We start from the raw sequence: 26,814 nt of genomic DNA on the forward strand, positions 1-26,814 counted from the left end.
CAATATTCTTTTTTATGACGAGTTTGTATTCTGGCGTTTTTGCTAAAGGATCTTAGCATTGTTTCAGGTATGTCAACATATCATGCTAAGACAAATACGGGCGAAGCAGATTAAAATGATGGGCGAGAATAGAAAAAAGACCTTGCCGGAAGGGGGAGAAGCAAGGTCTTTGGTTGAACTGTTTAGAGGGTAGGGTTAAACCTGCGGCGACTCAGTTATGTCCATAACCTAGGTCAAGATCCAAATACGCTTTGGTATTGATGATTTGTTCACGCTCTGCAAACGACACCATCTGCTCGGCAATGCTGCCACTGTCACCTTGTTCGAGAATGGTGCGTAAGGTGTGTTGGCAAGCATGGATAGTCGCTCGCTGTAAGTCAGAGGGAATAATAATGAATTTGTATCCCAATGCTTGCAGTCTGTCCTTCGATACTAGCGGTGTTTTGCCACTGTGGAACATATTGATTAGCTTAGGCTGCTTGATATGCTTAGCAATTAATTCAATTTGCTCAACGGTTTCGGGCGCTTCGACAAAAATCACGTCGGCACCTGCTGCTAGATAAGCATGTGAGCGTTCAATCGCAGCGTCGAATCCTTCAACGGCGATCGCGTCTGTGCGGGCAATTAAGACAAAATCTGGGTCAGTTTGGCTATTTTTGGCGACTCGGATCTTGTGCACCATTTCTTGGGTACTCACCAAGGATTTATCATTCAGATGGCCACAACGCTTTGGAAAGGTTTGATCTTCCAAGTGTAATGCCGCGACACCTGCTCGCTCAAAGGCTTTCACTGTACGACTCACGTTGATGGCATTACCAAACCCTGTATCCGCATCCGCTATGATGGGCACTTGGGTCACTTCAACCATTTGTTCGAGTCGATGCAATACTTCGCTAAAGCTCAACATGCCTATGTCGGGGAAACCACAGCTCCTCGCAATGGCACCTCCACTGGCATAAATCAGGTTAAACCCAGTTTGCTCTGCTAAGCGCGCCGTCATGCCATCGTAGACGCCTGGGGCGACGTGGATATCGGTGCCGCTCAGCATTTGTCGTAATGCCGTTGTTTTTTTCATTTGAATCGTCTTCCTTGTGTGCTTTTAGCAATTGAATCTAAAACCAGATAAAAGATTAAAAACTATCGCTCGGCACCCGCACAAAACCTTCCATCAGTACGCGAGCGCTGCGGCTCATAATGGCTTTGACGACTGTCCATTCACCATTCACTAAGTTTGCCTCGGCGCCAACGCGCAAGGTGCCAGAGGGATGGCCGAAACGTACAGCATCTATCGTTTTGTGAGTGTCTCCACCGCTTGCGGCTAAGTTGACTAAAGTGCCGGGAATTGCCGCCGCCGTACCAATCGCAACGGCAGCCGTGCCCATCATAGCGTGGTGCAGTTTGCCCATAGACAAGGCGCGTACCAGTAGGTCAATTTCATCTGCATTGACGGTTTTGCCGCTCGATGACACATAGGCTTTAGGTTTAGCGACAAAGGCGATCTTAGGCGTGTGTTGGCGTGCAACTGCTTCATCAATATGCGAAATCAAGCCCATACGCACGGCGCCATAGGCGCGAATGGTTTCAAATTTGGCAAGGGCGGCATTGTCACTATTAATATCATCCTGTAGCTCAGTGCCTGTGTAGCCTAAGTCTTCTGCGTTGATAAAAATGGTGGGAATGCCCGCGTTGATCATAGTAGCGTTAAAGTTGCCAATGCCAGGCACTTCTAGCACATCGACAACATTACCCGTAGGGAACATGCTGCCACCGCCGCCATCCTCGTCCGCAGCCGGGTTCATAAATTCGATTTGCACTTCGGCGGCAGGAAAGGTCACACCATCGAGCTCAAAATCACCGGTTTCTTGTACTTCACCTTGGGTGATTGGCACATGGGCGATAATCGTTTTGCCTATATTGGCTTGCCAAATTCGGACTGTGCAGACGCCATTGTGTGGAATACGGGCCGTATCAATTAAGCCATTGCTGATGGCAAAGGCACCGACAGCTGCGGTCAAGTTGCCACAGTTACCGCTCCAATCGACAAAGGGCTTGTCGATAGCCACTTGGCCAAAGAGGTAATCGACATCGTGATCGGTTTGGGTGCTAGGGGAGAGGATCACGGTTTTGCTGGTGCTCGAGGTTGCTCCGCCCATGCCATCGATTTGTTTACCGTAAGCGTCTGGGCTGCCTATCACTCGCAGTAACAAGGCATCACGGGCGGCACCTGCAACTTGTGCGGCCTTAGGTAAATCCTGCAGACGGAAAAACACGCCCTTGCTGGTGCCGCCGCGCATATAAGTCGCAGCGACTTTGATTTGTGGCGCGTGGGTTGTTGAAGCATTCATTCATTAACTCCAAAAGAACTCCCAATGGAGTCCAAATGAGCGCCAGTAACTTAATGGTGAAGTCGCTGGCGCTCGGTTTTGCTAGCTGATATTTAAGCGTCGTCTCTAACCAGACACGGGCGTCGATTCAAATCTCGACTCAAGCCTGATTTGATTCGAGATTCGATTTAAGCCTGATTTGATTCAAGAAAGTCCTGCGCGAAGCGTTGCAATACGCCGCCCGCCTCGTAGATAGACACTTCTTCGGCGGTATCGAGGCGACAGGTCACTGGCACTTCGATGCGCTCACCGTTTTTACGGGTGATAACGACAGTTAAGTCCGCTCTTGGCGCTGGCGTGCCGAGGACATCGAACACTTCTGTGCCGTCTATACCGTAGGTTGCACGGTTTTCGCCCGCCTTAAATTCCAGCGGCAACACGCCCATACCGACTAAGTTAGTGCGGTGAATACGCTCGAAACCTTCGGCAACTATGGCCTCTACACCCGCTAAACGCACGCCTTTGGCAGCCCAGTCGCGGGACGAACCTTGGCCGTAATCTGCGCCCGCTATGATGATCAGCGGCTGCTTACGTTCCATATAGGTTTCAATCGCTTCCCACATACGGGTCACTTGACCTTCTGGCTCGATACGCGTCAGTGAGCCTTGTTGCACTTTGCCATCAACCAGCGCCATTTCGTTTTTAAGCTTAGGATTGGCAAAGGTTGCGCGTTGGGCGGTTAAGTGATCCCCCCTGTGGGTGGCGTAGGAGTTAAAGTCTTCCTCCGGCAAGCCCATTTTGTGCAGATATTCGCCTGCGGCGCTGTCCATCATAATGGCGTTAGAAGGCGATAAATGGTCCGTGGTGATGTTGTCACCCAGCACCGCCAGTGGTCGCATGCCTTTTAACGTGCGCTCTCCGGCCAATGCGCCTTCCCAGTAAGGTGGGCGACGAATATAAGTAGATTGCGGACGCCAATCGTACAGCGGGCTGATTTTTTCGCCGTAATCGACGGCTAAATCGAACATGGGCTCGTACACTTTACGGAACTGCTCAGGTTTAACACTGGTCGCAATCACGGCATCGATTTCTTCATCCGATGGCCAAATGTCGATAAGTTTGACGGGGTTGCCGTCTTTATCTAATCCCAACACATCTTTTTCGATATCGAAACGTATGGTGCCTGCAATCGCGTAGGCGACGACCAATGGCGGCGATGCTAAGAAAGCTTGCTTTGCATAGGGATGAATACGGCCATCGAAGTTGCGGTTACCCGATAACACAGCGGTGGCGTACAAGTCGCGGTCGATCACTTCTTTTTGAATCACAGGATCCAGCGCGCCGCTCATGCCGTTACACGTCGTGCAGGCAAAACCAACAATCCCAAAGCCGAGTTGTTCAAGTTCAGGTAAGAGCTTGGCTTCTTCCAAATACAACTGCACAGCTTTTGAGCCGGGGGCGAGTGAGGTTTTGACCCAAGGTTTGCGGCTTAAGCCTTTAGCGTTGGCGTTGCGGGCAATGAGACCTGCAGCAATCACGTTGCGTGGGTTACTAGTATTAGTACAGCTGGTAATCGCCGCGATAATAACAGCGCCATCGGGCATTAAACCGGGCTCGTTTTCGACTACGCCGCTAATTCCGCGCTCAGCCAATTCTGATGTTGGCACCCGTGCATGTGGGTTTGATGGCCCAGCAATGGTGCGCACCACCGAAGATAAATCAAAATGCAGTACGCGTGGATAGTGCACTTCTGTCAAGCTGTCGGCCCACAAACCTGCGGTTTTGGCATAGGTTTCAACCAGTTTAACTTGCTCGGCTTCGCGGCCAGTTAAGGTCAAATAATCTAAGGTTTGCTGGTCGATGTAGAACATGGCCGCGGTGGCACCAAATTCAGGCGTCATGTTCGAAATCGTGGCGCGATCGCCTAATGTCAGCGCCGCTGCGCCCTTACCGAAGAACTCTAAATAAGAGGAGACGACTTTTTGTGCGCGTAGAAACTCGGTCAAGGCTAATACGATATCGGTAGCCGTAATGCCTGGCTGTGGTCTGCCCGTGAGCTCGACACCGATAATGTCCGGTAGACGCATATAGGATGCGCGCCCTAGCATGACGCTTTCGGCTTCTAAGCCACCGACACCTATGGCGATAACGCCGAGCGCATCAACGTGCGGCGTGTGGCTATCGGTGCCGACTAAGGTATCGGGGAAGGCCACGCCATTGCGTGAATGCACCACAGGCGACATACGTTCTAAGTTAATTTGGTGCATGATGCCGTTACCCTGAGGGATAACATCAATGTTTTTAAAGGCTTTTTGTGTCCAATCAATAAAGTGGAATCTGTCTTCGTTGCGTCTGTCTTCGATGGCGCGGTTTTTGGCAAAGGCGTCTTTATCAAAACCACCAAATTCGACGGCGAGTGAGTGATCCACAATTAATTGTGTAGGTACAACAGGGTTCACTTTGGCGGGATCGCCACCCTTAGCGGCAATAGCGTCACGCAGACCTGCAAGGTCAACTAAGGCGGTTTGCCCCAAAATGTCGTGGCACACCACGCGGGCAGGAAACCAAGGGAAATCCAGTTCTTGCTTAGATTCGATAATCTGTTTTAGCGAGTCGGTCAAAACGGCCGGATCGCAGCGACGGACTAAGTTTTCAGCTAAAACGCGCGAGGTGTAAGGTAGCTTGGCATACGAGCCAGCTTGAATGGCTTCTACGGCTTCGCGGGTATCGAAGTAATCGAGTTGAGTGCCGGGTAAGGGCTTACGATATTGGGTATTCATAGCAGTGCTCATAACATCATCCATTTCGGAAAATGAAGTTGGCGCGAGACTTACATTGAGTGAAATCTCGCGCCAAGTGTGGTCAATTTTGCTTAACGGTTGGCAATCGGTACCACTTTGCGCGGCGCCACGCCCACATAATCGGCACTCGGGCGGATGATGCGGTTGTTAGAGCGTTGCTCCATCACGTGCGCCGCCCAGCCCGTGACGCGTGAACACACGAAGATTGGCGTAAACAACTTAGTCGGAATATCCATGTAGTGGTAAGCGCTGGCGTGGAAAAAATCAGCATTACAGAAGAGTTTTTTCTGTTCCCACATCAGGGCTTCACAGGCAACTGATACGCGGTATAGGCGGTCGTCACCGTTGGCAGCCGCCAGTTTTTCTGACCATTCTTTGATGATGGCATTACGTGGATCGCTGTCGCGGTAAATTGCGTGACCGAAGCCCATGATCTTATCTTTACGCTCGAGTTTGCCCATTAAGATGTCGCGCGCATCGGCTTCATCTTTCATATCTTGAATGAGTTCCATCGCCGCTTCGTTCGCGCCGCCATGCAGCGGGCCGCGCAGTGAACCAATGGCGCCAGTGACGCACGAATGCATGTCTGACAGTGTGGAAGCACATACGCGAGCGGTAAAGGTTGATGCGTTAAATTCATGTTCTGCATAAAGAATTAACGATACGTCCATCACTTTAGCATGCAGTGCCGACGGCGCTTTGCCATGCAATAAGTGCAGGAAGTGTGCGCCAATTTGATCGTCATCGGTTTCAGTATCAATACGCACGTCATCGTGGCTAAAGCGATACCAGTAACAGATGATCGATGGGAATGCGGCGAGTAAACGGTCGGTAATTTCACTCTGTTCGCTAAAGCTGTGCTCGGCTTCTAAGTTGCCTAGCATAGAGCAGCCAGTACGCATCACATCCATAGGATGAGTGTCGGCGGGAATGCGCTCCAATACTTCTTTTAATGCTTGCGGCAGACCGCGAAGGCCTTTGAGTTTGGTTTTGTAAGCGTCTAACTGAGCTTGTGTTGGCAGCTCGCCGTAAAGAATAAGGTAGGCGACTTCTTCGAAGGTGGCATTTTCACCGAGATCTTTCACATCATAACCGCGGTACGTTAGGCCGCTGCCTGACACGCCCACGGTGCTTAATGCGGTTTCGCCTGCGCTCTGGCCACGTAATCCTGCACCGCTTAGTTTTTTAGCTTCTGACATAATCCTTCCCTTCCGTTAACTCTGTTTGGTTATTGCTGGCGGATTTCAGTGCTCGTTTCAGAGCACTTATTCGCCGGCATTTATTGGTTAAGGCTGCACTTTTTATTTAATTTGTTTAACGCTAAATCTGTTTTAACGCCAAACCCTGTAGGGTTGCAGCTTTTCGGTTATTTATCTTGGCTGAACAGTTGATCTAACTTGTCTTCAAAGGCGTGGTAGCCCAAGTATTTATACAAGTCTTTACGGGTCTGCATAGTGTCTAGCACGTTGCGTTGATGACCATCATTCATCAGCGCTTGCATGACGTTCAGTGCGGCTTGGTTGGCTGCACGGAAAGTACCGAGTGGATAAAGCACCATGTCGGCGCCCGCCTCGGCGAGTTCTTCTTTATTGAACAATTGGGTTTGACCAAATTCAGTCATGTTCGCCAAAATCGGTGCTTTTACCTGTGCTTTAAAATGGCGATATTGGTCTAGCTCAGTTAAGGCTTCGGCGAAGATCATGTCGGCGCCGGCGGCGATATACGCTTGAGCACGTTCAATACCCGCTTCTAAACCTTCCACGGCGACCGCATCGGTACGCGCCATGATCACAAAGTTAGGATCGGTACGGGCATCGACGGCCGCTTTAATGCGATCGACCATTTCTTCAATGCTCACGACTGCTTTGTTGGGTCTATGGCCGCAACGCTTTTGCGACACTTGGTCTTCCATGTGCACAGCAGCGACGCCGATTTTTTCGAATTCTTTGATGGTACGAGCAATGTTGAATGCGCCGCCCCAGCCAGTATCGATATCGACCAATAAAGGCACTTGCGTGGCAGAGGTGATGCGGCCGGCATCAATCAGCACGTCATTCATTGAGGTCATGCCCAAGTCAGGCAAACCGTAGGAAGCATTGGCAACGCCAGCGCCCGAAAGATACAAGGCTTGGAAGCCTGTTTGTTCTGCCATTAAGGCAAAATAGGCATTGGTGGTGCCAACGATTTGTAACGGTTTGGCCTTAGCAAGAGCTTGGCGAAAACGTAATCCTGCGCTTTGGGTCATGGTTTTATCCTTTTCCATTTTATGGGAAGTGGGCATATTGAGCCGTAAGAACTTAGCTAATGTTGGCTAAGGTTTCTTTTGCGGCTGCATTGGCTTGCAATTCAATTAAGCGTAATTCGGTATTTTTACGCCCCTGTTCGATATGGCGGCGCATCAGCAAACTTGCCAACTCACCATCGCGCTGGGCAATGGCTTCGACTATGCGTCTGTGTTCGGCAATCGCTTTCACGGGGCGATTTTTATTAGTGCACTGGTAGCGATACATACGCAGCAAGTGATACAGGCCGCCGACTAAGGTTTCCTGCAGATGCTTGTTACCGCTGGCTTGAATAATTTGGTAGTGGAAGTCGACATCGCCTTCCTCTTGGAAGTAAGTATCGCCCTTGGCGAGCGCCGCTTCTTGCGTTGCGAGCAGATCTTCTAGCTTGGCTAATTGTTCTGGGGTAATACGGCTGGCGGCGAGTTCGCAGGCCATGCCTTCAAGTACGCTACGTAGTTGATATAAATCGTTAAGTTCACTCACCGTCAGTTGGGCGACGCGGGCACCAACATGGGGCGCACGCACCACTAAACGTTGTCTTTCTAAGGTTTGCAGTGCTTCGCGGGTCGGGCCGCGGCTGATGCCGTATTTTTCGGCCAGTGCTTGCTCGTTAATCTTGCTGCCTGCAGGCAGTTCGCCCTTGATGATGCTGGTTTGGATCTGCACCAAAATTTGATCGGCTAATGTGGTCGACGTCTTATCTGCCGAGGTCGATTTGACCTTGTGCAGGTGGGGAACTTGAGTGTCATCAGAAACGAACGTCGTGTCTTGCTTCAACATAGAGCGCATCACTATTAATAGGATTGTCGACAATGGGTAAAAAATAGCCCTCCCTTGGTGGATTGTCAACAATGTGTTTACTTAGACGTAAGTCTATATTTCAATGGATTTCTGTTTTTATTGTTGATTTTTATCATTTTATTTTGATTATCTCGTTATTAATATTTTATGTTATGAATATTTAAATATTAAATTGTCAACAATGGAGTGGTTTTAACCTTCCAACCTCGTTGCGGATGTTGATGGTTTTGGGGGAAATCGTCCAAATGCATTTGGCATGTTTATCCTTCACGTTATGCTATGGGCGGAATGAGACATTTGGGGATGACAGTGGAAAAAGTGTTAGTGAGTAGTTGTTTACTCGGACAAGCGGTGCGCTACGACGGTGGCCATAACTTGATGGAGAGCGAGCTGGTGCAAACGTGGCTCGAGCAAGGGCGGATTGTGGCGATTTGTCCCGAATGTGCAGGCGGTTTGCCAACACCTAGACCGCCAGCGGAGCGGATTGGACAGCGCATCTTAACTGCCCAAGGTGAGGATGTGACCCACGCTTTTAGTCTGGGAGCCGATCTCGCACTTAAGCTGGCGCAGCAACACGGGATTAAAGTGGCGATTTTAAAAGCCCGTAGTCCATCCTGTGGTAATAGGCAGATTTACGATGGTCAATTTGTAAAACAGTTAATTGCGGGACAAGGATTAACGGCTGAAAAACTCAGCGCCACAGGAATAACCGTATTCAATGAATTGGAGTTATCCGCTGCAGCGGCATGCGTTGCTGAACTAGAGCAAAGCTAGAGACGAGCTAGCTTGCTTGAGTGTGATTGGGGCTGGTGGCCTTATTGTTCACACTTTGATGTGTTTGGAGTAAAGCATGAATTTGTTGATCTTTTTCCGCCCACACTTGGTTTAACCAGCGTTGGAATTCGACGCGGTACTCAGACTCAGAGAAATAACGCGCCGCATCGACCTGAGGCACGGACAGGGCGTTAATTCGCACAATAATCTTACTGACCTTACCATTCATCACCCCAAACAGAATATCTTCAGGCGCATCTGGGTAGACGATTGTCATATCCAGCAGGTTAGTAAATTGTTCGCCCATGGCTGATAAGGTAAAGGCGATACCACCCGCTTTAGGACGTAACAAATGTTGATAAGGCGAGTTTTGGCGCTGATGTTTATCTTGGGTAAAACGGCTGCCTTCAACATAGTTAATGATTGACGTGGGCATATTGCTAAACTTGGCACAGGCGCGGCGTGTGGTCGCTAAATCTTTGCCCTTAAGCTTTGGATTCTTTTTAAGTTTTGCGGGGCTGGTTCTATTCATAAATGGCATATCCAGCGCCCAACATCCTAGGCCCATGATGGGCACATAGATGAGTTCTTTTTTAAGGAAGAACTTCAGCATAGGGATGTGGTTACGTAACACGTAAGTTTGCGCGGCGATATCGAATCCACTGAGGTGGTTGCTGATCAGCAAATACCAGCTGTTTTTATCGAGTCCTTCGAGCCCTTTGACATCCCACTCAATTTTAGCGATCAAATACAAGATGCCACCGTTGCAGCAGGCCCAAGCCCACATAAAACGGTTCATGACCGCAGTCACCGCATTGCGCGCACCTTGCGCTGGCATCACAAGTTTCACTAATCCGCCAATGCTGATAAGCGAGCCCCAAACGGCGGTATTAATGATCAGCAAGCTTAAGCTCAGAATAAACAACACTGAACCAGGCAGGAAATTCAACATAGTGGCGTTACCTTTATTCTTTATTCGCTTGGCTAGCGAGTTGGCTTAACACTTGATCCTTAGTGAGCCAGAGTTGATTCAGTTGTTCTTGGAAGCCAATTTTAAAATCGCGGTCATTCATATAATCACCGCGCATTGCAGGATCAATATCGGAGACCTTAATGTGTACTTTAACGCTTGGCAACTTGCCTGTCAGGTAGTCCCAATAGCTCGGCACTGCGTCTGGGTAGTAAATGGAGACATCGACTAGCTTGTGGATCTGTTCACCCATGGCTGATAGCGCGAAGGCCATGCCGCCAGCTTTAGGTTTTAGCAAATGTTGGAACTGTGAGTTTTGTTTTTGATGCTTAGCCTTGCTGAAGCGCGTGCCTTCGACAAAGTTCATCACACTCACAGGCTTAGCCTTAAACTTAGCACAGGCTTTACGTGTAATTTCAATGTCTTTGCCCTTTAACTTAGGATTCTTACGCAACTGCGCTGTGCTATAACGGCGCATAAAAGGAAAATCGAGTGCCCACCAAGCTAGGCCTAATACAGGCACAAAAATCAGCTCTTGCTTGAGGAAAAACTTTAAGAAAGGGATTTTTCGGTTAAAAATCCGCTGCAGGATCAGGATATCGACCCAAGACTGGTGGTTGGCAATCACCATATACCACTCTTTAGTGGAAAAGTCGGTGTCACCACTCAGTTCTATTTTAACGGGATGCAAGCAACGCTCAATCACGCCATTGACGCTGATCCAAGCGCTGGCACAAAAGTCGAGTACATGACTAGTCGCAGTCCTTAATGGACTGATAGGTATCAGTTTTATAAAACTGATTAACACGATTGGGATAGTCCAAAAGACGGTATTTATAACGTAACCTAAAAATGCAATACAGCCTTTTATCTGTGAAAACAGCATTCCCATCCGAGCCCCCTGACAAAAATTGGAGGCCTATGTTACTCGGTGTAGGCGTTTGGCTCAATCTTAGGCACTGCTGGTCGGTGCATTTGTTCATCTTCACTGTAAAGCGGCTGATTCAATATTGCTGGGATAGTCGTGCTAGCAACCTATCCATAGCACGATAACCCAGTGCTTGGGCAAGATGGCGGCGTTCGGTGTTAGGTGCTTGTTCAAGATCGGCGATAGTGCGGGCGACTCTTTGTATACGATGAAAACTGCGAACCGAAAGGCCAAGCTTCACCACGCTTTGTTCCAAAAATACTAAATCAGCATCACTGAGTCCGCTGAAGCGTTTCAATTGTTTCCCTGTAAGTTCGCTATTGAGCACACCAGCACGGGCGAGTTGTAGCTCACGTGCTAGCTTCACTCGTTTGGCTATATCTTGGCTGGTTTCTGTCTGCGGCGCGGCTTGAGTCAAAGTGCCCGCGGGAAGTTTGGGCACTTCTATGGTCAAGTCGAAACGATCGAGAAACGGACCTGAAAGCCGCGAAAGGTAACGTTGGATTTGTTCTGGGCTGGATCTATGATGGCTATCCAAGTCGCCACTAGGGCTAGGATTCATCGCTGCGATTAATTGGAATCGACTTAAAAATGTCAGCTTAGCGGCGGCGCGGGAAATCACTACTTCGCCGGTTTCCATCGGTTCGCGCAGGCAATCTAAGACTTTACGCGGAAATTCAGCCACTTCATCCAAGAATAATACACCGCGATGGGCGAGGGAGATCTCCCCTGGTTTTGGGATACTGCCACCGCCCACGAGGGAAATCGAAGAACTCGTGTGGTGCGGCGCCCTAAATGGTCGCTGTAAAAAATGCTGCGGTTTAATGTCGAGTCCAGCAACGGAATGAATTGCCGCCACTTCTAACGCTTCCTCATAATTGAGTGCGGGCAATAGCGCCATCATGCGGCTGGCAAGCATGGTCTTGCCAGTCCCCGGCGGGCCTAGCATCAAGAGGTTGTGGTTACCCGCAGCGGCAATTTCGAGTGCTTGCTTGGCCTGATATTGGCCAATCACATCGCTCAGGCAAGTATGGGACTCGGGTGTCTCTTGGCTTACCCATTCTAACTGTGGCGCCAGTGTTGGCAGTTGGTTTTGCCCTTGTAAATACGCGGCTAGACTTTGCAGATGCGAACCAAATAACACATTGGGATAGCCGACTAGCTCGGCATCGTGGCGGTTATCTAGCGGTAAGACCAAGGTATGGTCTTGGCGCTTTGCAGCGATAATCGCGGGCAATAACCCTTGGCAGTAACGTATGTGCCCTGACAGTGCCAGCTCGCCGACAAACTCGATATTTTTTAAACTGTTAATGGGAATCTGTTCCGAAGCGGCCAATATGCCCACGGCGATGGGTAAGTCGTAGCGGCCACCTTGTTTAGGTAAATCAGCTGGCGCGAGATTGACTGTTATCCGCCGCATTGGAAACTCGAATCCCGCATTGATCAAGGCACTGCGTACTCGCTCACGGGCTTCTTTTACCGAAGCTTCGGGTAAGCCTACAAGATTAAATGCAGGTAAGCCGTTGCTGAGATGCACTTCAACTGTGACTTGAGGAGCTTCGACCCCACAACTGGCTCGGGTATTGACACAGGCAATCGCCATAAACAAATCCTTTTGTTGATCTTTTTCGCTGAATTTGAGTGTAGCAGTAATTAATGGGAGGGGTTTCCTATCGCCTAGGTCGTTGCCCTTCTCATTAGCAAGCCGTTGACTCCGGCTTTGCTAATCGTGTGATAGGCTTGGCAATTTGCCTTATTTGAAGATGGCAAATAGTTGATAGAAATGATAAAAAACAAACATTGGAGTCGTGAGGTAAATATGGATATGTTGTTAGCAGAAAATTCCCCCATTCGTCGGCAGTTGTTAGAGCAAAAGCTGGCGCAGTTTAAAGACCCGCATCTTGCCCATACGCTCTCGGCGTTTATTCGCAGTAGTGTCGATCTCTATCCCTGTGCAATCGAAGACTATGCCCAGTTAGGTAACAGCCGGCTGGGTGGATTGCCGGATTTGCCTGTCGGCATGGATTATCCGGTGACTTTGGTTGGACGGGAGGAGATGCTGGATGCTTACGCTGAGGAATTCGACCACACTCGCGAGTATATCGAGGAACATTATTGTTGGTCGCAAGATTCGGATTGGGACGAGGCGGCGCAAGCCTTCCGTGTGCCCATGCAATTTATCGCACAGCTCAACTGCAGCGACCTGAAGGCGTTTCAATCTTATTTGCCTCGAGAAGGGCGATTGTTGTTCTTTTTGGAGCGCTGGCGATTCTCGGAAATGCTTCGCGGCCATGTCTATTATGTCGCTGAGGATCAACAACTGAACTCTGGAAAAGCGATTGCCGAACCTAAGTTCGACGATGCGGTATGTGCAAACTATGAGTATGAAGAGGCTTATCAACTTCAGGGAATTGCCAGCATTAAGATGATAGCCCCTGACATGATTAATAGTGACAACCCGCATTTAGTAAAGTTAGCCAAGGCACGTTTACAAGTGCTACCAGAACCGCAACAAGCTATGGTGCTGGAGGCCCTAGCGGTTGCGGAAGATGAATTGGCATCTGAGTGGCAAGATCAGCTCTACTTCTTTGACCTGATGAAAATGAATAAGCAGGGGTTAATTCCCGGGCAGATTTTCACTCAAGCGCAGTGGGCGGCACTACCTGAATGGCAGTCATCCAACCTGCAGGAATTGCTCGTTCCCGAGCAGCCGCTGCCCTATTTCGATGGGATAGCCAGCATTAATGGCCATGGTGATAGCCGCTATAAAGCACCCGAACTCCGCGCCGCAGCTGAATTAGGCGGCAATGCCGAAGATTATCTAGTACTGTTCAAAGTCGTCTACAGTGAGCATTCTATGCAGTTGAATTTTATTATCCACCAAGCGGATTTAGCGCTAGGCAAATTCGATCGCATTTACTGCATTTATGATTATTAGCGTATTGAAAGGTTGGCTACTGCCAACCTTTTTGTTTGGCGATGCGGGCTACACAGCAATAGGAGTACATCGAGACGATTGAAGGTGTATGTTGCGACCGATTAAAAGAAGAGTCACAAGCACAATTTAGTGCCTTTGAATGAATATGAGTTATAAATGATTGATTCTAGGAGAAATGATTACGACTGAATAGATTGAGCACTTGATGATTATATTTAATTATTTCAATCAGTTAATAGAGATTAGTCAACCTATGCCATTATATGAGGGCATCGTTGCACAGTCTCAGTTGGTTGACCCTCCACTGAAAATCATGGTACCCCTCACGACCTTGATTCAACTTGACCGCCAGGCTGCATTAACGTCTGAGTTCTAACTTGTATTCCTTTTAAGTCCCCGTCATTTTCTCCGTGGTTAGGTCGCAAGACTGACCATAAGGCCGCCACTTACATTCTGCTACTGAGCCACTCGAACTCCTTATACAGACAGGGTGTCGGAATAAATAGTCAGCATATAAAGTATACTTTGTATCATTTTGTGGTTTAATCGAAACATCTGCTGCCGATTTTAGCAACATTTTGGGCGGCGATGCGGTAACAAGGTTGTGAATCGATAATAATAAAGTGACCTCTTGTGAAGGATGACATTTGAGGGAACATGGTCGAGGAGAACTCGCCTATGCGTTCGTGGATGTTAGCGTGTGTGTTTATCTGTACTGTGGGTTTTGGTGGGGCAGCATGGGCAAAACTCGATGTGGTTTTCTTTAATCCTGGGGCTGTCGATGACAGTTTTTGGGGAGATGTCGACCAATTGATGTTGGCGGCATCGACGACACTCGATATTAAACTCGATATCATTCATTCCGATCGCAATCACTTCAAGATGATCACTCAACTCGATGAGTTGTTAGCTTCTGCAAAAGCGTTACCTAATTACGTTATTCTGGTTAATGAAAAACAATCCGCGATAAAAATGCTGCAGGCGCTTTATCCTCACCCTGTCTATGTGCAATTGATTTTAAATGATATTTCCCCTGGTGAGCGTGATGCCTTGCTGCAAGATCCCCATTGGCAAGAATATCTGTTACCCGCCATTATTCCCGATAATTACGCTATTGGTTCGGCGACCGCTAAGGCCTTAATGGATGACTTAGAGGGAAAGGCGGCTAAAGTTCTGTTGATTTCGGGCGATAAATCGACGCCTGCTTCAGTGCTACGTACCCAAGGCGCCAGTGACTATTTCTTTATGCAGTCCAATGCCACTCTGACTCAAACGGTTTATGGCCAATGGAGTGAGGCTGTGGCTTATGGGCAAGCGTTAACCCTGCTGAATCGTTATCCTGATCTGAATGTGATTTGGACCGCCAGTGATCGTATGGCGATTGGGGTGCTTAAGGCATTGAAGGAAAAAGGTTTGGTGTCTGGTAAAGATGTATTTGTCGGTACGATCAATACTTCACCTGAGATTTTACAGCTTTGTCTCCAGCACTCTGTGAGTGTTATTGGTGGCGGGCATTTTTTGGTTGGTGCTTTAGGTTTAGTTGAATTGCAATATTATCAGCAGCATAAAAAATATCTCCCCTATGACAATGTTGCCTTATTCGGTGTTTTGCAACCCGATTCGGCATTTTATCAAATGTTAGTTGCTCGAGATTGGCCACAGATTTTCCAGTCTCAGATTTTGAATAAGTTGCCCCTCAAGGCGTAATAACAGGTGTACATGAAGCATCGTAATCATTCTATTAGCCACAAGATGACGCTGATTATTATTGGGGTTAGCTCGTTTTTTGCTGTGTTAACTATGCTGGTACAGTTGATTTGGAACTATCAGGATAGTATCGATAATGCGACTTCGGATATCCGCGAGTATTCAGAATCTATTTTGCCAAGCGTGGCTAAGTCACTGTGGGACGTCGACCGTAGCTTGTTATCGGATTTGCTCTCTGGACTGGGGATGATGCCATTAGTGTCGAGTGTACATTTAGACAGTATCGATGGCGTCACTATGCATCTGGGTAAACCTTTGTTAACCGATGACGAGTCGCAAACTCTATTTCACTATCCTGTGACCTATCAAGAGCAGTCGATAGCGACTTTGACCGTAGGGTTAGATACCAATCGGCTTTACTACGAGCTGTGGCGGCAGTTGATTTTTATCGTGCTCGGTAATGGGTTAAAGACCCTATTGATGATTTATTTGATTTTGACCTTAGTGCGGCTCATGGTGACAGATAGATTGTCGGCACTGGAAGATTTTACTAATAAAATCAATCTTAACTCGTTAAAAAAGTTATCTGTGCCCGAGACGGTAACCGCAAGACCCGATGAAATAGCCCATGTGGCATTGTCACTTAAGGATATGTATCAAAGGATACGTAATGATTTAGCCATCAATAAACGTCAGCAACGTGCACTGCAACAACAGCAGCATTTATTGTCTGACTTAGTCAAAGAACGAACTAAAGAATTAGATTGGCAGTCGCAGTCGAATCAATTGTTGGCTGAGATTTCGTTGCAATTTTTGAGCATAGATACCTGCAATGTGGATAAAACCTTAACTGAGGTATGCCACAAAATAGGTCAGTTATTTGATGTTGAAAGGGTGAGTCTTCTTGAATTCAATCAGCAGCATGCCTATTACCGCAGTTTTTGGACCAGTGACTTACACGCAAATAAGGTCCAAGTGATTTCGGTAGATAATATTGCTCAACTGGCTAAAAAATTCGAGACGGAATCGACCTTAGTGATTGAGGATCTTGAGGCGTTAAAGGCTTTTTCACCACAGGAATATGAGGTAATGAAATCCGTGGGGATATGTTCGATTGCCGCCTTTGCGATTAAAAATGCTGGGGAGTTATTGGGATTGCTCTCGCTGTCGACTGTGTCGCGGCCATTAAATTGGAACGCCCAGAAAAAGAATATGTTGACCCAATTCGCCTCCGCATTGAACGAGTTACTGCTACGCGAACAGAAAGAGCGTCAGATGATAGTGCTACAACAAGCGCTGGTTGCCGCGAATAGCCAATTAAAGGTGATGGCTGAAACCGATGAGTTAACTGGCTTAGCTAATAGACGACCCTTTACCGAAAGATTAGCTACTGTGCTACAAGCTAACACTCCAGCGGGATTGTTAATGTTGGATATCGATTATTTCAAATCCTACAACGACACTTATGGTCATCTTGAAGGCGATACAGTGCTCAAGCGGGTGGCAGATGCCTTAGCACAGTGCGATATCCTGCCGAACAATGCTCTATTGGCTCGCATTGGTGGTGAAGAGTTTGCTTTGGTCGTCGAGCAGGTCACGCCAGCACAGTTAACGGCTATTGCTACGCAACTGTGTTATCTCGTTGAGCAACTCAATATTCCCCATCAAGTATCTCCCTTGGCTGTGGTGACGATCAGTATTGGCAGCGTGTTTTTGCCATTAGATAAGATCTCGGGATTTAAGATGGCAGACGTATTACGCCGCGCCGATGTTTGCCTCTATCGCGCTAAGGATAAAGGTCGCAATAGAGTCGAGGTTGAAGTGATTTAATGGGAGCCGGTTGAAGGTGACGTTACTCTTTCGCCAAGATATCCCAACACGTTGCTGGATTGGCTACTGAGCTTCAAGAGTCTAGGCGCTATGCTGCAAAATTGGAGACATATTCGGTTAGCATCACCACGCCACAGACGTCCTCAATCATGCTAACTAATTGATAACATTTATGTGAAACACAGCTGTAGATAAGTCGCTAAGATAAAAATTACTCAAGGTGAGGTAATATTAGGCGGCAGATGAGATATAATCTGTCGCCTATTGTCGATTTAGCGATGCACTCTGAGTGACATCCATGCTGCCATTCTGGACGTATTTTACGTAACGCAACTAAGCAAAGCCACGACTGCATAGTCAATTCTATTGGCTTAAATGTACGTTCTAGCAGCTCAATATCAAAGCCACCGCGCTCGGATGTCTAATGCCATCGAGTCGAGTAAAATAATTAAATGCTGTATATTCAGTCGTTTCGACATAAAACATTACTTAAATGATGCAAGTGCATTAGCGCTATGCGTGGGCTGCGAGAGCGGAGTCACGCATAACTCGTGAATTTGCAGATATACTGAGTGCACCCTTAGGATTGTCATCTAAGCGCTCATTCATCTCAGGGGTGAAAGTGGTCAATACAATTTTGTTGTGCAGCGACCAGACAAAGCAAACTTTGCTCAAATACAATGAATTCAACTGACTCGCGAGCAATAAAGCGCGGGTTGGTCCTAGTTAGTCCAGTGTTAAATGAAAGGTGTTACATGAGTCTCTTTGATAACGTGATGATTATATTGTGTCTAATCGGCGCGAGTTGTTTTTTCTCTATGTCAGAAATTGCACTTGCCGCTTCACGTAAAATTCGTTTACGTCAGTTAGCCGATGAGGGCGATGCACGAGCAGAAAAAGTGCTGCAGTTACAAGCCGTTCCCGGTAGCTTTTTTACGGTAGTACAAATTGGTCTTAATGCCGTTGCCATCATGGGCGGTATTGTGGGTGAGTCGGCATTTCGGCCTTACTTCTATCAGTTGCTTTCCCCTTTAGTTGCCGAGCCTTGGCTGAGCCAATTGAGCTTTGTTTTATCCTTCATAACGGTAACCAGCGCCTTTATTTTAGTAGCCGATTTAATGCCAAAACGCATTGCCATGGCGATGCCTGAGCCTGTCGCTTTAGCTGTTGTCGGGCCTATGTCTTTCTGTATTGTGCTATTACGCCCATTAGTATGGTTTTTCAATGGCATGGCGAGTGGTATCTTTAAACTGCTGCAGATCCCAACTGTGCGTAACGATGCCATCACCTCCGACGACATTTATGCCGTCATGAATGCGGGCGCCGAAGCTGGGGTGCTAGATCGCGGTGAGCAACAGATGATGGAAAATGTGTTTGAAATGCAAACCGTTTCTGTGACTTCGGCCATGACGGCCCGTGAAAGCTTAGTGTACTTTTTACTGCAAGACAGTGAAGAAGATATCAAGCGTAAAATTTCTGAAGATCCCCATACTAAGTTCCTCGTCTGCGATGGTCAGTTGGATATGATCAAAGGCTTCGTGGATGCGAAAGAATTGCTGATCCGTGTGATCAACGGTGAGAATATCATCTTAAAAGGCAGTAACTTAATCCATACTTCGCTGATCATTCCCGATACGCTGAGCCTGTCAGAAGCGATGGAATACTTTAAAAATAGTCGCGCCGATTTTGCCGTGGTCATGAACGAATACGCCTTAGTGGTGGGGATTGTGACTACTAACGATCTACAGCGCGCCGTAATGGGGGCTTGGTCATTGCACGAGAGCGAAGAGCAGATCATCGCCCGCGATAGTAACTCTTGGTTAGTCGACGGTGTGACGCCTATTACCGACGTAATGCGCGCCTTTGGTATTGAGGAGTTTCCGCATAATCAGAACTACGAAACCATTGCTGGTTTTATGATGTATATGCTGCGTAAAATCCCTAAGCGTACGGATTTCGTGAACTATGCAGGCTATAAATTTGAGGTGGTCGATATCGATTCGTACAAGGTCGATCAGCTATTGGTGACTCGTATCGATCCTATTGATAAGCTCAACTCGCCGGATGTGTAATCCTGTCATCTTGTGTTGATTGCCTTGCGATAGAAATCCTGTGGCAATAGTTTGTTAGCACCAATTTGATAGCAACTGTTCGATAGTGAAGCGGTTCTCTTTAGCTAAGTTTTTAGCTTTTTGAGAGCCGTTTCGGTTTCTATCTCGTTGAAACTCTCACTCGCACTTTTATTTTGTATTACTTTCCCCGTTTAAATCACATCCAAAAACGCATTAACGATGGGATCATCAAGTCGTTTCACTTTGCAGCAGCAACCTAACTCGAACGGTGGAATCGCAACTGGCGACGAGAGCAGCTGAATGCGATCCCGCACTGGGCTATTATTGATCACCACTTCGGGGCTCATGCTCACGCCACAACCTAACGCTACCATAGAGGCGATTGCTTCTTGGCCCGAGACTTGGGCGTAAATATTTGGGCTGATGCCCATTTGTTTGAACCAGTTATCGGCGCGGCGCCGTCCTGGGCCGTGATCTGGGATGATAAAGGGTACGCTCGACCAATCGATGGGCGTTTGACTCACTTGTTGCTGTACTGCACAGCGGATCGTCGGTGCGATAATCGACAGTGGCACATCGTCGATTTTGGCAAAATGTAAGCTGCTGGGGAAAGGATCGGGCAGTGCGGCGATGGCGATATCGGCGCGATTCTGTTGCACTTCGGCCAGTGCGTTCGCCGCATCTCCCGTGGTTAAGGCAATCTCGACGAAGGGATGTTCTTGGCGGAATAAATCCAATAAACCCGGTAAATGACTGTAGGCAGCGGTGACCGAGCAATACAGATTTAACCGACCGCGCAGCACGTCCTGCTTAAGATCGATACTGTGCTTGAGCGTGCTCCAATGGTTCAAAGTCTGCTCGGCGAACCGCTTAAACTCGTGTCCCGCGTGGGTTAAGGTCACGCTGCGATTATCCCGCTCTAACAGCTTAGCGTTCACTTCCTCTTCTAATCTTTGCAGGGCTCGGCTTAAGGTCGATGGGCTCACATGCATCTGTTCCGCTGTCTTGGCGAAGTGCAAACTGTCACATAAGTGCAGGTACAATTTGAGGGTACGAATATCCATGATCTTATCCTGTTTAGTCTGAACTTGAGCCTTGGCTTGAGTGATGGCGTGATTGGGGACCGCATATTGGCGCCGATGTTACTGCTCATGATTGCAGTTGACGTTGCGCAGAATGCAATATGAAGTTCCGAATATATCATTTTAAGCAATGATAAGCATGGGTTATAGTGATTTCAATCACAACCAAGCCGTAACATTATGTTAGTTTGGTTGCGTCCAAAATTTCTGACTTATAGGTGGTATATCAGATGGCTAACTATTTTAACTCTCTGAATTTACGTCAACAATTATCACAGCTTGGCCAATGTCGTTTTATGGATCGTTCTGAGTTTAGCGACGGCTGTAACTATATCAAAGATTGGAATATTGTTATTTTAGGTTGTGGTGCTCAAGGTCTTAACCAAGGCTTGAACATGCGTGATTCGGGTCTGAATATCTCTTTTGCCCTGCGTCCTGAAGCGATTGAACAGAAACGTGCCTCATGGCAAAAAGCAACCGATAACGGTTTCCGTGTCGGTACCTTTGAAGAATTAATCCCCGCGGCGGATCTGGTCCTTAATCTGACGCCGGACAAACAGCATTCAAACGTGGTTAACGCGGTTATGCCACTGATGAAGCAAGGCTCTACCTTGTCTTACTCACACGGTTTCAACATCGTTGAAGAGGGTATGCAAGTTCGTTCCGATATCACTGTGGTGATGGTTGCGCCTAAGTGCCCAGGCACTGAAGTGCGTGAAGAATACAAACGTGGTTTTGGTGTACCTACCCTTATAGCGGTTCACCCAGAAAACGATCCAGACGGTGACGGCTTAGAGATTGCGAAAGCCTACGCCAGTGCAACGGGTGGTGACAGAGCCGGTGTTTTACTGTCGTCTTTCATCGCCGAAGTGAAGTCGGATCTAATGGGCGAGCAGACCATTCTGTGCGGTATGTTGCAGACGGGTGCCATCTTAGGTTACGAGAAAATGATCGCCGATGGTGTTGAACCAGGCTACGCGGCCAAGCTTATCCAGCAAGGTTGGGAAACGGTCACTGAAGCGTTGAAACACGGCGGCATCACTAACATGATGGACCGTTTGTCTAATCCAGCCAAGATTAAAGCATTTGAAATTGCAGAAGATTTAAAAGAAATCCTCCAGCCATTATTTGAAAAGCACATGGATGACATCATCAGCGGCGAATTCTCTCGCACTATGATGGAAGACTGGGCGAACGATGATGCGAACTTACTGCGTTGGAGAGCCGAAACTGGCGAAACAGGTTTCGAAAATGCGCCCGTATCGAGCGAGCATATCGACGAACAAACCTATTTCGACAAAGGTATTTTCCTTGTCGCTATGATCAAAGCGGGTGTGGAACTGGCGTTCGACACTATGGTGTCTGCGGGTATCGTGGAAGAGTCGGCTTATTACGAGTCACTGCACGAAACCCCACTCATCGCCAACACGATTGCCCGTAAGCGTTTGTATGAAATGAACGTGGTTATTTCAGACACAGCCGAATACGGTTGCTACCTGTTCAATCACGCCGCCGTACCTATGCTGCGCGATTACGTTAATGCCATGTCATCTGAGTATTTAGGTGCTGGCCTGAAAGACAGCGCAACCGGTGTCGACAACCTAACGCTCATCGCAGTTAACGAAGCGATTCGTGAAACGGCAGTAGAATATGTTGGCGCTGAACTTCGCGGTTACATGACTGATATGAAGAGCATTGTTGAGGCTTAATTGATCGTTAGTTAAGCCCAACATTGGGGGAGAGGGTTGAGACTCAAAGGACTTGGGTCTCAGCTCAGTTCCCAAGCAACCTCAGATACTGAAACGCGCATCTTGAGCTTGCTTAGTGATGAATCAGCTTAGTGATGAATCTGCTTAGTGAGAAACAAATTTTTTCCTGTTCAGTGGGTTGTCGAGCGGGCAAAAACGACATAGTTAGTGAGTGAATCTTCAGTGAGCGTTCGATGGTGAATGTGCGTTCAGTGAATGAATCCTGCGGTAGGTGAATCGCGCCGACTGAGGATCAACAGTTAACGTTTTACTTTGTTGTTTTGCATTGTCTCGGCAGGGAAGCTGAATTTTTTTTGACAAAAAATCTTTTTTATTGTGTTTGGCTGTCGCTTTATGGTAAAGCTAATAGCTCGCAACGGGCAGAGCCCAGCGACATCATTATTTAAGCGATACTCATATTTTAGAAAACACCGATTAGGAACCCATATTGATGTTTAACCAAGCTGCCAAGCTCATTCTCGTGATTATTACCGTCGTGATTATTAAATCACAGCGGGGGCGGCGCATGGCGAACTGGTAGACCTAAAAGGTTAAAAGTTTCGAAAGAACCCCCCGCTCCGAAAGGACCGGGGGGTTCTTCGTTTCAGGGCCTAGAGCTAGGTTCTAAGCTTCGAAAGAGTAAAAAATTAGCGTCGATTTTCGGCAATTCAGGACTAACGTAGCGAGAGAGAATATGGAACCAGGGCAGATGATCAGAGGCGCAGACGCGGTAATCAAAGTGTTAGCAGCACATGGAGTCACCACAGTGTTTGGTTACCCAGGTGGTGCCATTATGCCAATATACGATGCCCTCTATGGAAGCCCTGTTGAACATCTCTTAAGCCGTCACGAACAAGGCGCCGCCTTTGCTGCCGTAGGATACGCAAGAGCCAGCGGTAAAACTGGCGTGTGCTTTGCGACATCAGGCCCTGGTGCGACTAACCTTATCACCTCACTTGCCGATGCGTTGCTAGATTCAGTGCCTATCGTGGCTATCACAGGCCAAGTCTCCACCGCCGTTATCGGCACTGATGCGTTTCAAGAAATCGATGTACTGGGCATGTCACTGAGCTGCACTAAGCACAGCTTTATGGTGACAGACGTCAACGACCTGATCCCAACCTTGTATCAAGCTTTTGAGATCGCCGCATCCGGCCGCCCTGGCCCTGTGTTGGTCGATATCCCGAAGGATATCCAACTTGCTCACCTTGAATACCGTACGCCTTTGCTGGCCGTCATGAACGAACCACAAGCCGAGATGAGTGATATCGAGGCCGCCCGTGCGCTGTTGGCAGAAGCGAAACAACCTATGTTGTATGTCGGCGGCGGTGTGGGCATGGCGGGCGCGGTCGATCAACTGCGTGAGTTTATCAAAGTAACGGGTATACCTTCGGTCGCAACCTTGAAAGGGCTTGGCAGTATCGCCCACGGCACGCCCGGTTACTTAGGCATGTTAGGCATGCATGGTGGCAAAGCGGCTAACTTAGCGGTACAGGATTGTGATTTGCTGATCGTGGTTGGCGCCCGTTTCGACGACAGAGTCACCGGCCGTTTAGCGAGCTTTGCCGACAAGGCCAAAGTGATCCATTTAGACATCGACGCCGCTGAGCTGGGCAAGTTACGTATGCCAGAGGTGGCGATAGCCGGTGACTTACGCCAAATCCTACCCGCCTTAGCCATGTCGATGAACATCACGCCTTGGCAGGCCGAGGTGGAGCATTTATCCCGTAAACACCAATGGGATTATCAACACCCCGGCAGTTTGATTTACGCCCCTGCGTTGCTGCGCCGTTTAGCCAATAAGTTACCCGAGGACAATGTTGTTTGTTGCGATGTGGGCCAGCACCAAATGTGGGTGGCCCAGCATATGTGGTTCCGCCGCCCTGAAGATCATCTGTCCAGCGCGGGCTTAGGCACTATGGGCTTTGGTTTACCCGCGGCCATTGGCGCACAAGTGGCGCGCCCCGATGCGACTGTGGTGACTGTCTCTGGCGATGGTTCTTTTATGATGAATGTGCAGGAGCTGACCACCATCAAGCGCCGTAAGCTGCCGGTGAAAATCGTGCTGGTTGATAACCAAAAGCTTGGCATGGTGAAGCAGTGGCAACAGCTATTTTTTGAAGAGCGCTACAGTGAAACGGATTTATCCGATAACCCTGATTTTGTCTTATTGGCCTCCGCTTTTGATATTCCCGGCCGCACGATTTTTTCTTCCGACGAAGTGGAAGAAGCCTTAACCGAAATGTTAGCGGCTAAGGGCCCGTATTTGTTACACGTTGCAATCGACGATGCTTTTAACGTTTGGCCACTGGTGCCCCCCGGCGCATCAAACAGCGATATGATGGACGAAATGGAGAAACAAACATGATCCACTCTCTGGAATTAACGGTTCAACAACGCCCCGAAGTGCTTGAGCGTGTTTTGCGCGTGACTCGCCATCGCGGCTTTACGATTACCCAAATGCAGATGCGTATGAATGACGACGCTAGCCTGTCGCTGGATATGGAGGTCGATAGCGAACGTGCCATCGAACTGTTAAGTAATCAGTTGAATAAACTGATTGATGTGACCCAGTGTAAGGTATTGTTACCTCTGAGCTTGCAACAAACGGCGAATGCTTAAGCATTCGTCATGTGAATTAAGAATACGATTTTCGATTTGAGATAAAGGATACAGTCAATGCCAAAGTTACGTTCAGCTACCAGTACCGAAGGCCGCAATATGGCGGGTGCCCGTGCGCTATGGCGCGCCACAGGGGTGAAAGACAATGATTTTGGTAAGCCAATTATCGCCATTGCTAACTCCTTTACTCAGTTTGTACCGGGCCACGTGCACTTAAAAGACATGGGCTCACTCGTCGCGAGCGCCATCGAGGAAGCGGGCGGTATCGCAAAGGAATTCAATACGATCGCCGTCGATGACGGTATCGCCATGGGACACGGTGGCATGCTGTACAGTCTGCCATCGCGTGAGCTTATCGCCGACAGTGTGGAATACATGGTTAATGCCCACTGCGCCGATGCTTTAGTCTGTATTTCTAACTGCGACAAGATCACCCCTGGCATGTTGATGGCGGCGCTGCGCCTCAATATTCCCGTGGTGTTTGTGTCTGGCGGGCCGATGGAAGCGGGCAAAACTAAGTTGTCGGATAAGCTCATCAAACTCGACTTAGTCGATGCTATGGTGGCGGGCGCCGACTCGAACGTGAGCGATGAAGACAGTGCCAAAATTGAGCGTAGCGCATGCCCAACCTGTGGCTCTTGCTCTGGCATGTTTACCGCCAACTCAATGAACTGTTTAACCGAAGCACTAGGGTTATCGCTGCCGGGTAACGGCTCTATGCTGGCAACCCACGCGGATCGCCGCGAGCTGTTTTTAGAAGCGGGTCGCCGCGTGATGGCGCTGGCAAAACGTTATTATCATCAAGATGATGAATCGGCATTGCCACGCAATATTGCGAACTTTAAAGCCTTCGAAAATGCCATGACCTTAGATATCGCCATGGGCGGTTCATCTAATACCGTATTGCATTTATTGGCCGCCGCGCAGGAAGCCGATGTCGATTTTACCATGGCGGATATTGACCGTATGTCGCGCCTAGTGCCGCACCTTTGTAAAGTTGCGCCATCGACGCCTAAATACCATATGGAAGACGTGCACCGCGCGGGCGGCGTGATGGGGATTTTAGGCGAACTCGACAGAGCCGGATTACTGCATACCGATGTGTTCCATGTGGCTGCCGATGAAGGTGGCAATTTGAAGTCTGTGTTGGCGAAATACGATGTGATGCAGACCCAAGATGAAAAAGTAAAACACTTCTTTATGGCGGGGCCTGCGGGCATTCCGACCACTAAAGCCTTTAGCCAAGATTGTCGCTGGCCGTCATTGGATAATGACAGACAAGAAGGTTGTATCCGTAGCCGCGAGTTTGCCTTCAGCCAAGAGGGCGGTCTTGCCGTATTGTCGGGTAATGTGGCCGAAAACGGCTGTATCGTTAAAACGGCGGGCGTGGATGAATCGAATCTGACCTTCGTTGGTTCGGCGCGCGTCTATGAAAGCCAAGATGACGCAGTGGCGGGCATTTTAGGCGGCGAAGTGGTGGCGGGTGATGTGGTAGTTATCCGTTACGAAGGCCCGAAAGGCGGCCCGGGTATGCAAGAAATGTTGTACCCAACCAGTTACTTAAAATCACGTGGCTTAGGCAAAGCCTGTGCGCTGATAACCGACGGTCGTTTCTCCGGTGGCACTTCAGGTTTATCTATCGGCCACGTTTCACCCGAAGCGGCAGCGGGCGGCACGATCGCCTTGATTGAAAATGGCGATCGCATCGAGATTGATATTCCCAAGCGCAGTATCAAGCTGGCGATAAGCGATGTTGAACTCAATGCTCGCCGCGAAAAAATGCACAGTCTTGGCCCAATGGCGTGGAAACCTATTGGTCGCCAGCGTTATGTATCACTCGCGCTTAAGGCCTACGCCATGCTCGCCACCAGTGCCGACAAGGGTGCGGTGCGCGATCGCAGTAAACTGGAGGACTAATTATGTTTACTGCAT

General features: G+C 48.5%; 19 protein-coding genes. 9 read left to right on the top strand and 10 right to left on the bottom strand.

Translation table 11 applies throughout. From position 1 onward, the window contains the following. Window positions 1-211: 211 nt before the first annotated feature. The 6 genes from L5M71_RS13845 to L5M71_RS13870 all read right to left on the bottom strand — a co-directional run bounded on the left by L5M71_RS13845 (window position 212) and on the right by L5M71_RS13870 (window position 8,190). Window positions 212-1,075: an oxaloacetate decarboxylase gene (locus L5M71_RS13845; RefSeq protein WP_263207541.1), complete on the bottom strand. Its 864-nt coding sequence runs from the start codon at window positions 1,073-1,075 to the stop codon at window positions 212-214. 55 nt (window positions 1,076-1,130) lie between these two features. Then, entirely contained in the window at window positions 1,131-2,345 is a 1,215-nt protein-coding gene (gene prpF, locus L5M71_RS13850; RefSeq protein ID WP_263207543.1) for a 2-methylaconitate cis-trans isomerase PrpF, read from the bottom strand. A 167-nt stretch (window positions 2,346-2,512) separates the two neighbouring features. Further along, complete coding sequence (gene acnD / locus L5M71_RS13855) at window positions 2,513-5,116, bottom strand: Fe/S-dependent 2-methylisocitrate dehydratase AcnD (RefSeq protein ID WP_263207545.1); 2,604 nt, start codon at window positions 5,114-5,116, stop codon at window positions 2,513-2,515. Between the two features lie 80 nt (window positions 5,117-5,196). Next, complete coding sequence (gene prpC / locus L5M71_RS13860; protein WP_263207548.1) at window positions 5,197-6,324, bottom strand: 2-methylcitrate synthase; 1,128 nt, start codon at window positions 6,322-6,324, stop codon at window positions 5,197-5,199. Window positions 6,325-6,491: 167 nt separating this feature from the next. Next, on the bottom strand, window positions 6,492-7,370 hold the full coding sequence (prpB, locus tag L5M71_RS13865; RefSeq protein ID WP_006084450.1) for a methylisocitrate lyase: 879 nt from the start codon (window positions 7,368-7,370) through the stop codon (window positions 6,492-6,494). 52 nt (window positions 7,371-7,422) lie between these two features. Continuing rightward, window positions 7,423-8,190, bottom strand: coding sequence for a GntR family transcriptional regulator (locus L5M71_RS13870; RefSeq protein ID WP_006084449.1), 768 nt, complete (start codon window positions 8,188-8,190; stop codon window positions 7,423-7,425). A 300-nt stretch (window positions 8,191-8,490) separates the two neighbouring features. Between L5M71_RS13870 and L5M71_RS13875 the strand changes: the two genes are divergently transcribed. Then, a complete protein-coding gene (locus L5M71_RS13875) occupies window positions 8,491-8,985 on the top strand; it encodes a DUF523 domain-containing protein (RefSeq protein ID WP_263207550.1) in 495 nt (164 codons plus the stop codon). Window positions 8,986-8,992: 7 nt separating this feature from the next. Here L5M71_RS13875 and L5M71_RS13880 read toward each other — a convergent pair whose 3' ends face one another. The 3 genes from L5M71_RS13880 to L5M71_RS13890 all read right to left on the bottom strand — a co-directional run bounded on the left by L5M71_RS13880 (window position 8,993) and on the right by L5M71_RS13890 (window position 12,486). After that, the gene (locus L5M71_RS13880; RefSeq protein WP_263207552.1) at window positions 8,993-9,937 is read right to left on the bottom strand and encodes an acyltransferase; all 945 of its coding nucleotides are present in this window, start codon (window positions 9,935-9,937) and stop codon (window positions 8,993-8,995) included. A 13-nt stretch (window positions 9,938-9,950) separates the two neighbouring features. Continuing rightward, window positions 9,951-10,847 carry an acyltransferase gene (locus L5M71_RS13885; protein WP_105250476.1) on the bottom strand — a complete coding sequence of 299 codons (897 nt, stop codon included), beginning with the start codon at window positions 10,845-10,847 and terminating at the stop codon, window positions 9,951-9,953. 112 nt (window positions 10,848-10,959) lie between these two features. Beyond that, window positions 10,960-12,486 carry a YifB family Mg chelatase-like AAA ATPase gene (locus L5M71_RS13890; RefSeq protein WP_105250475.1) on the bottom strand — a complete coding sequence of 509 codons (1,527 nt, stop codon included), beginning with the start codon at window positions 12,484-12,486 and terminating at the stop codon, window positions 10,960-10,962. Between the two features lie 216 nt (window positions 12,487-12,702). On the opposite strand from L5M71_RS13890, the gene L5M71_RS13895 reads away from it, so the two are divergent. The 4 genes from L5M71_RS13895 (at window position 12,703) to L5M71_RS13910 (ending at window position 19,430) form a co-directional block, all read left to right on the top strand. Beyond that, window positions 12,703-13,821 (top strand): YwqG family protein, encoded by a 1,119-nt coding sequence (locus L5M71_RS13895; RefSeq protein ID WP_263207554.1) that lies wholly within the window; start codon window positions 12,703-12,705, stop codon window positions 13,819-13,821. Between the two features lie 678 nt (window positions 13,822-14,499). After that, window positions 14,500-15,528 (top strand): ABC transporter substrate-binding protein, encoded by a 1,029-nt coding sequence (locus L5M71_RS13900; protein WP_263207556.1) that lies wholly within the window; start codon window positions 14,500-14,502, stop codon window positions 15,526-15,528. A gap of 45 nt (window positions 15,529-15,573) precedes the next feature. Further along, complete coding sequence (locus L5M71_RS13905; protein ID WP_263207600.1) at window positions 15,574-17,358, top strand: GGDEF domain-containing protein; 1,785 nt, start codon at window positions 15,574-15,576, stop codon at window positions 17,356-17,358. A gap of 755 nt (window positions 17,359-18,113) precedes the next feature. After that, complete coding sequence (locus L5M71_RS13910; protein WP_105250472.1) at window positions 18,114-19,430, top strand: hemolysin family protein; 1,317 nt, start codon at window positions 18,114-18,116, stop codon at window positions 19,428-19,430. A gap of 191 nt (window positions 19,431-19,621) precedes the next feature. Here the strand turns inward: L5M71_RS13910 and ilvY are convergent, their stop codons facing one another. Then, window positions 19,622-20,494: an HTH-type transcriptional activator IlvY gene (gene ilvY / locus L5M71_RS13915; protein WP_105250471.1), complete on the bottom strand. Its 873-nt coding sequence runs from the start codon at window positions 20,492-20,494 to the stop codon at window positions 19,622-19,624. A 248-nt stretch (window positions 20,495-20,742) separates the two neighbouring features. Between ilvY and ilvC the strand changes: the two genes are divergently transcribed. The 4 genes from ilvC (at window position 20,743) to ilvD (ending at window position 26,799) form a co-directional block, all read left to right on the top strand. After that, entirely contained in the window at window positions 20,743-22,221 is a 1,479-nt protein-coding gene (ilvC, locus tag L5M71_RS13920) for a ketol-acid reductoisomerase (RefSeq protein WP_263207558.1), read from the top strand. A gap of 733 nt (window positions 22,222-22,954) precedes the next feature. Further along, window positions 22,955-24,628 carry an acetolactate synthase 2 catalytic subunit gene (gene ilvG / locus L5M71_RS13925; protein WP_011790989.1) on the top strand — a complete coding sequence of 558 codons (1,674 nt, stop codon included), beginning with the start codon at window positions 22,955-22,957 and terminating at the stop codon, window positions 24,626-24,628. After that, window positions 24,625-24,882 carry an acetolactate synthase 2 small subunit gene (ilvM, locus tag L5M71_RS13930; protein WP_006083459.1) on the top strand — a complete coding sequence of 86 codons (258 nt, stop codon included), beginning with the start codon at window positions 24,625-24,627 and terminating at the stop codon, window positions 24,880-24,882. Before ilvG ends, ilvM begins: the two co-directional genes overlap by 4 nt. A 57-nt stretch (window positions 24,883-24,939) precedes the next feature. Beyond that, window positions 24,940-26,799 carry a dihydroxy-acid dehydratase gene (gene ilvD, locus L5M71_RS13935; protein WP_025008173.1) on the top strand — a complete coding sequence of 620 codons (1,860 nt, stop codon included), beginning with the start codon at window positions 24,940-24,942 and terminating at the stop codon, window positions 26,797-26,799. The last annotated feature ends 15 nt before the right edge of the window (window positions 26,800-26,814 follow it).

Origin of the sequence: Shewanella sp. SW1 (assembly GCF_025653545.1) — a bacterium.
In the GTDB taxonomy this organism is placed as follows: domain Bacteria; phylum Pseudomonadota; class Gammaproteobacteria; order Enterobacterales; family Shewanellaceae; genus Shewanella; species Shewanella oncorhynchi.

What these genes read in the sequence shown, in the direction of transcription:
- L5M71_RS13875 (WP_263207550.1), top strand. Translation starts at nt 8,491, where the DNA reads ATGGGCGGAATGAGACATTTGGGGATGACAGTGGAAAAAGTGTTAGTG.
- prpC (WP_263207548.1), bottom strand. Translation starts at nt 6,324, where the DNA reads ATGTCAGAAGCTAAAAAACTAAGCGGTGCAGGATTACGTGGCCAGAGC.
- ilvD (WP_025008173.1), top strand. Translation starts at nt 24,940, where the DNA reads ATGCCAAAGTTACGTTCAGCTACCAGTACCGAAGGCCGCAATATGGCG.
- ilvY (WP_105250471.1), bottom strand. Translation starts at nt 20,494, where the DNA reads ATGGATATTCGTACCCTCAAATTGTACCTGCACTTATGTGACAGTTTG.
- prpB (WP_006084450.1), bottom strand. Translation starts at nt 7,370, where the DNA reads ATGACCCAAAGCGCAGGATTACGTTTTCGCCAAGCTCTTGCTAAGGCC.
- ilvC (WP_263207558.1), top strand. Translation starts at nt 20,743, where the DNA reads ATGGCTAACTATTTTAACTCTCTGAATTTACGTCAACAATTATCACAG.
- L5M71_RS13870 (WP_006084449.1), bottom strand. Translation starts at nt 8,190, where the DNA reads ATGTTGAAGCAAGACACGACGTTCGTTTCTGATGACACTCAAGTTCCC.
- L5M71_RS13895 (WP_263207554.1), top strand. Translation starts at nt 12,703, where the DNA reads ATGGATATGTTGTTAGCAGAAAATTCCCCCATTCGTCGGCAGTTGTTA.
- L5M71_RS13885 (WP_105250476.1), bottom strand. Translation starts at nt 10,847, where the DNA reads ATGGGAATGCTGTTTTCACAGATAAAAGGCTGTATTGCATTTTTAGGT.
- ilvG (WP_011790989.1), top strand. Translation starts at nt 22,955, where the DNA reads ATGGAACCAGGGCAGATGATCAGAGGCGCAGACGCGGTAATCAAAGTG.
- ilvM (WP_006083459.1), top strand. Translation starts at nt 24,625, where the DNA reads ATGATCCACTCTCTGGAATTAACGGTTCAACAACGCCCCGAAGTGCTT.
- L5M71_RS13880 (WP_263207552.1), bottom strand. Translation starts at nt 9,937, where the DNA reads ATGTTGAATTTCCTGCCTGGTTCAGTGTTGTTTATTCTGAGCTTAAGC.
- acnD (WP_263207545.1), bottom strand. Translation starts at nt 5,116, where the DNA reads ATGAGCACTGCTATGAATACCCAATATCGTAAGCCCTTACCCGGCACT.
- prpF (WP_263207543.1), bottom strand. Translation starts at nt 2,345, where the DNA reads ATGAATGCTTCAACAACCCACGCGCCACAAATCAAAGTCGCTGCGACT.
- L5M71_RS13905 (WP_263207600.1), top strand. Translation starts at nt 15,574, where the DNA reads ATGACGCTGATTATTATTGGGGTTAGCTCGTTTTTTGCTGTGTTAACT.
- L5M71_RS13890 (WP_105250475.1), bottom strand. Translation starts at nt 12,486, where the DNA reads ATGGCGATTGCCTGTGTCAATACCCGAGCCAGTTGTGGGGTCGAAGCT.
- L5M71_RS13910 (WP_105250472.1), top strand. Translation starts at nt 18,114, where the DNA reads ATGAGTCTCTTTGATAACGTGATGATTATATTGTGTCTAATCGGCGCG.
- L5M71_RS13845 (WP_263207541.1), bottom strand. Translation starts at nt 1,075, where the DNA reads ATGAAAAAAACAACGGCATTACGACAAATGCTGAGCGGCACCGATATC.
- L5M71_RS13900 (WP_263207556.1), top strand. Translation starts at nt 14,500, where the DNA reads ATGCGTTCGTGGATGTTAGCGTGTGTGTTTATCTGTACTGTGGGTTTT.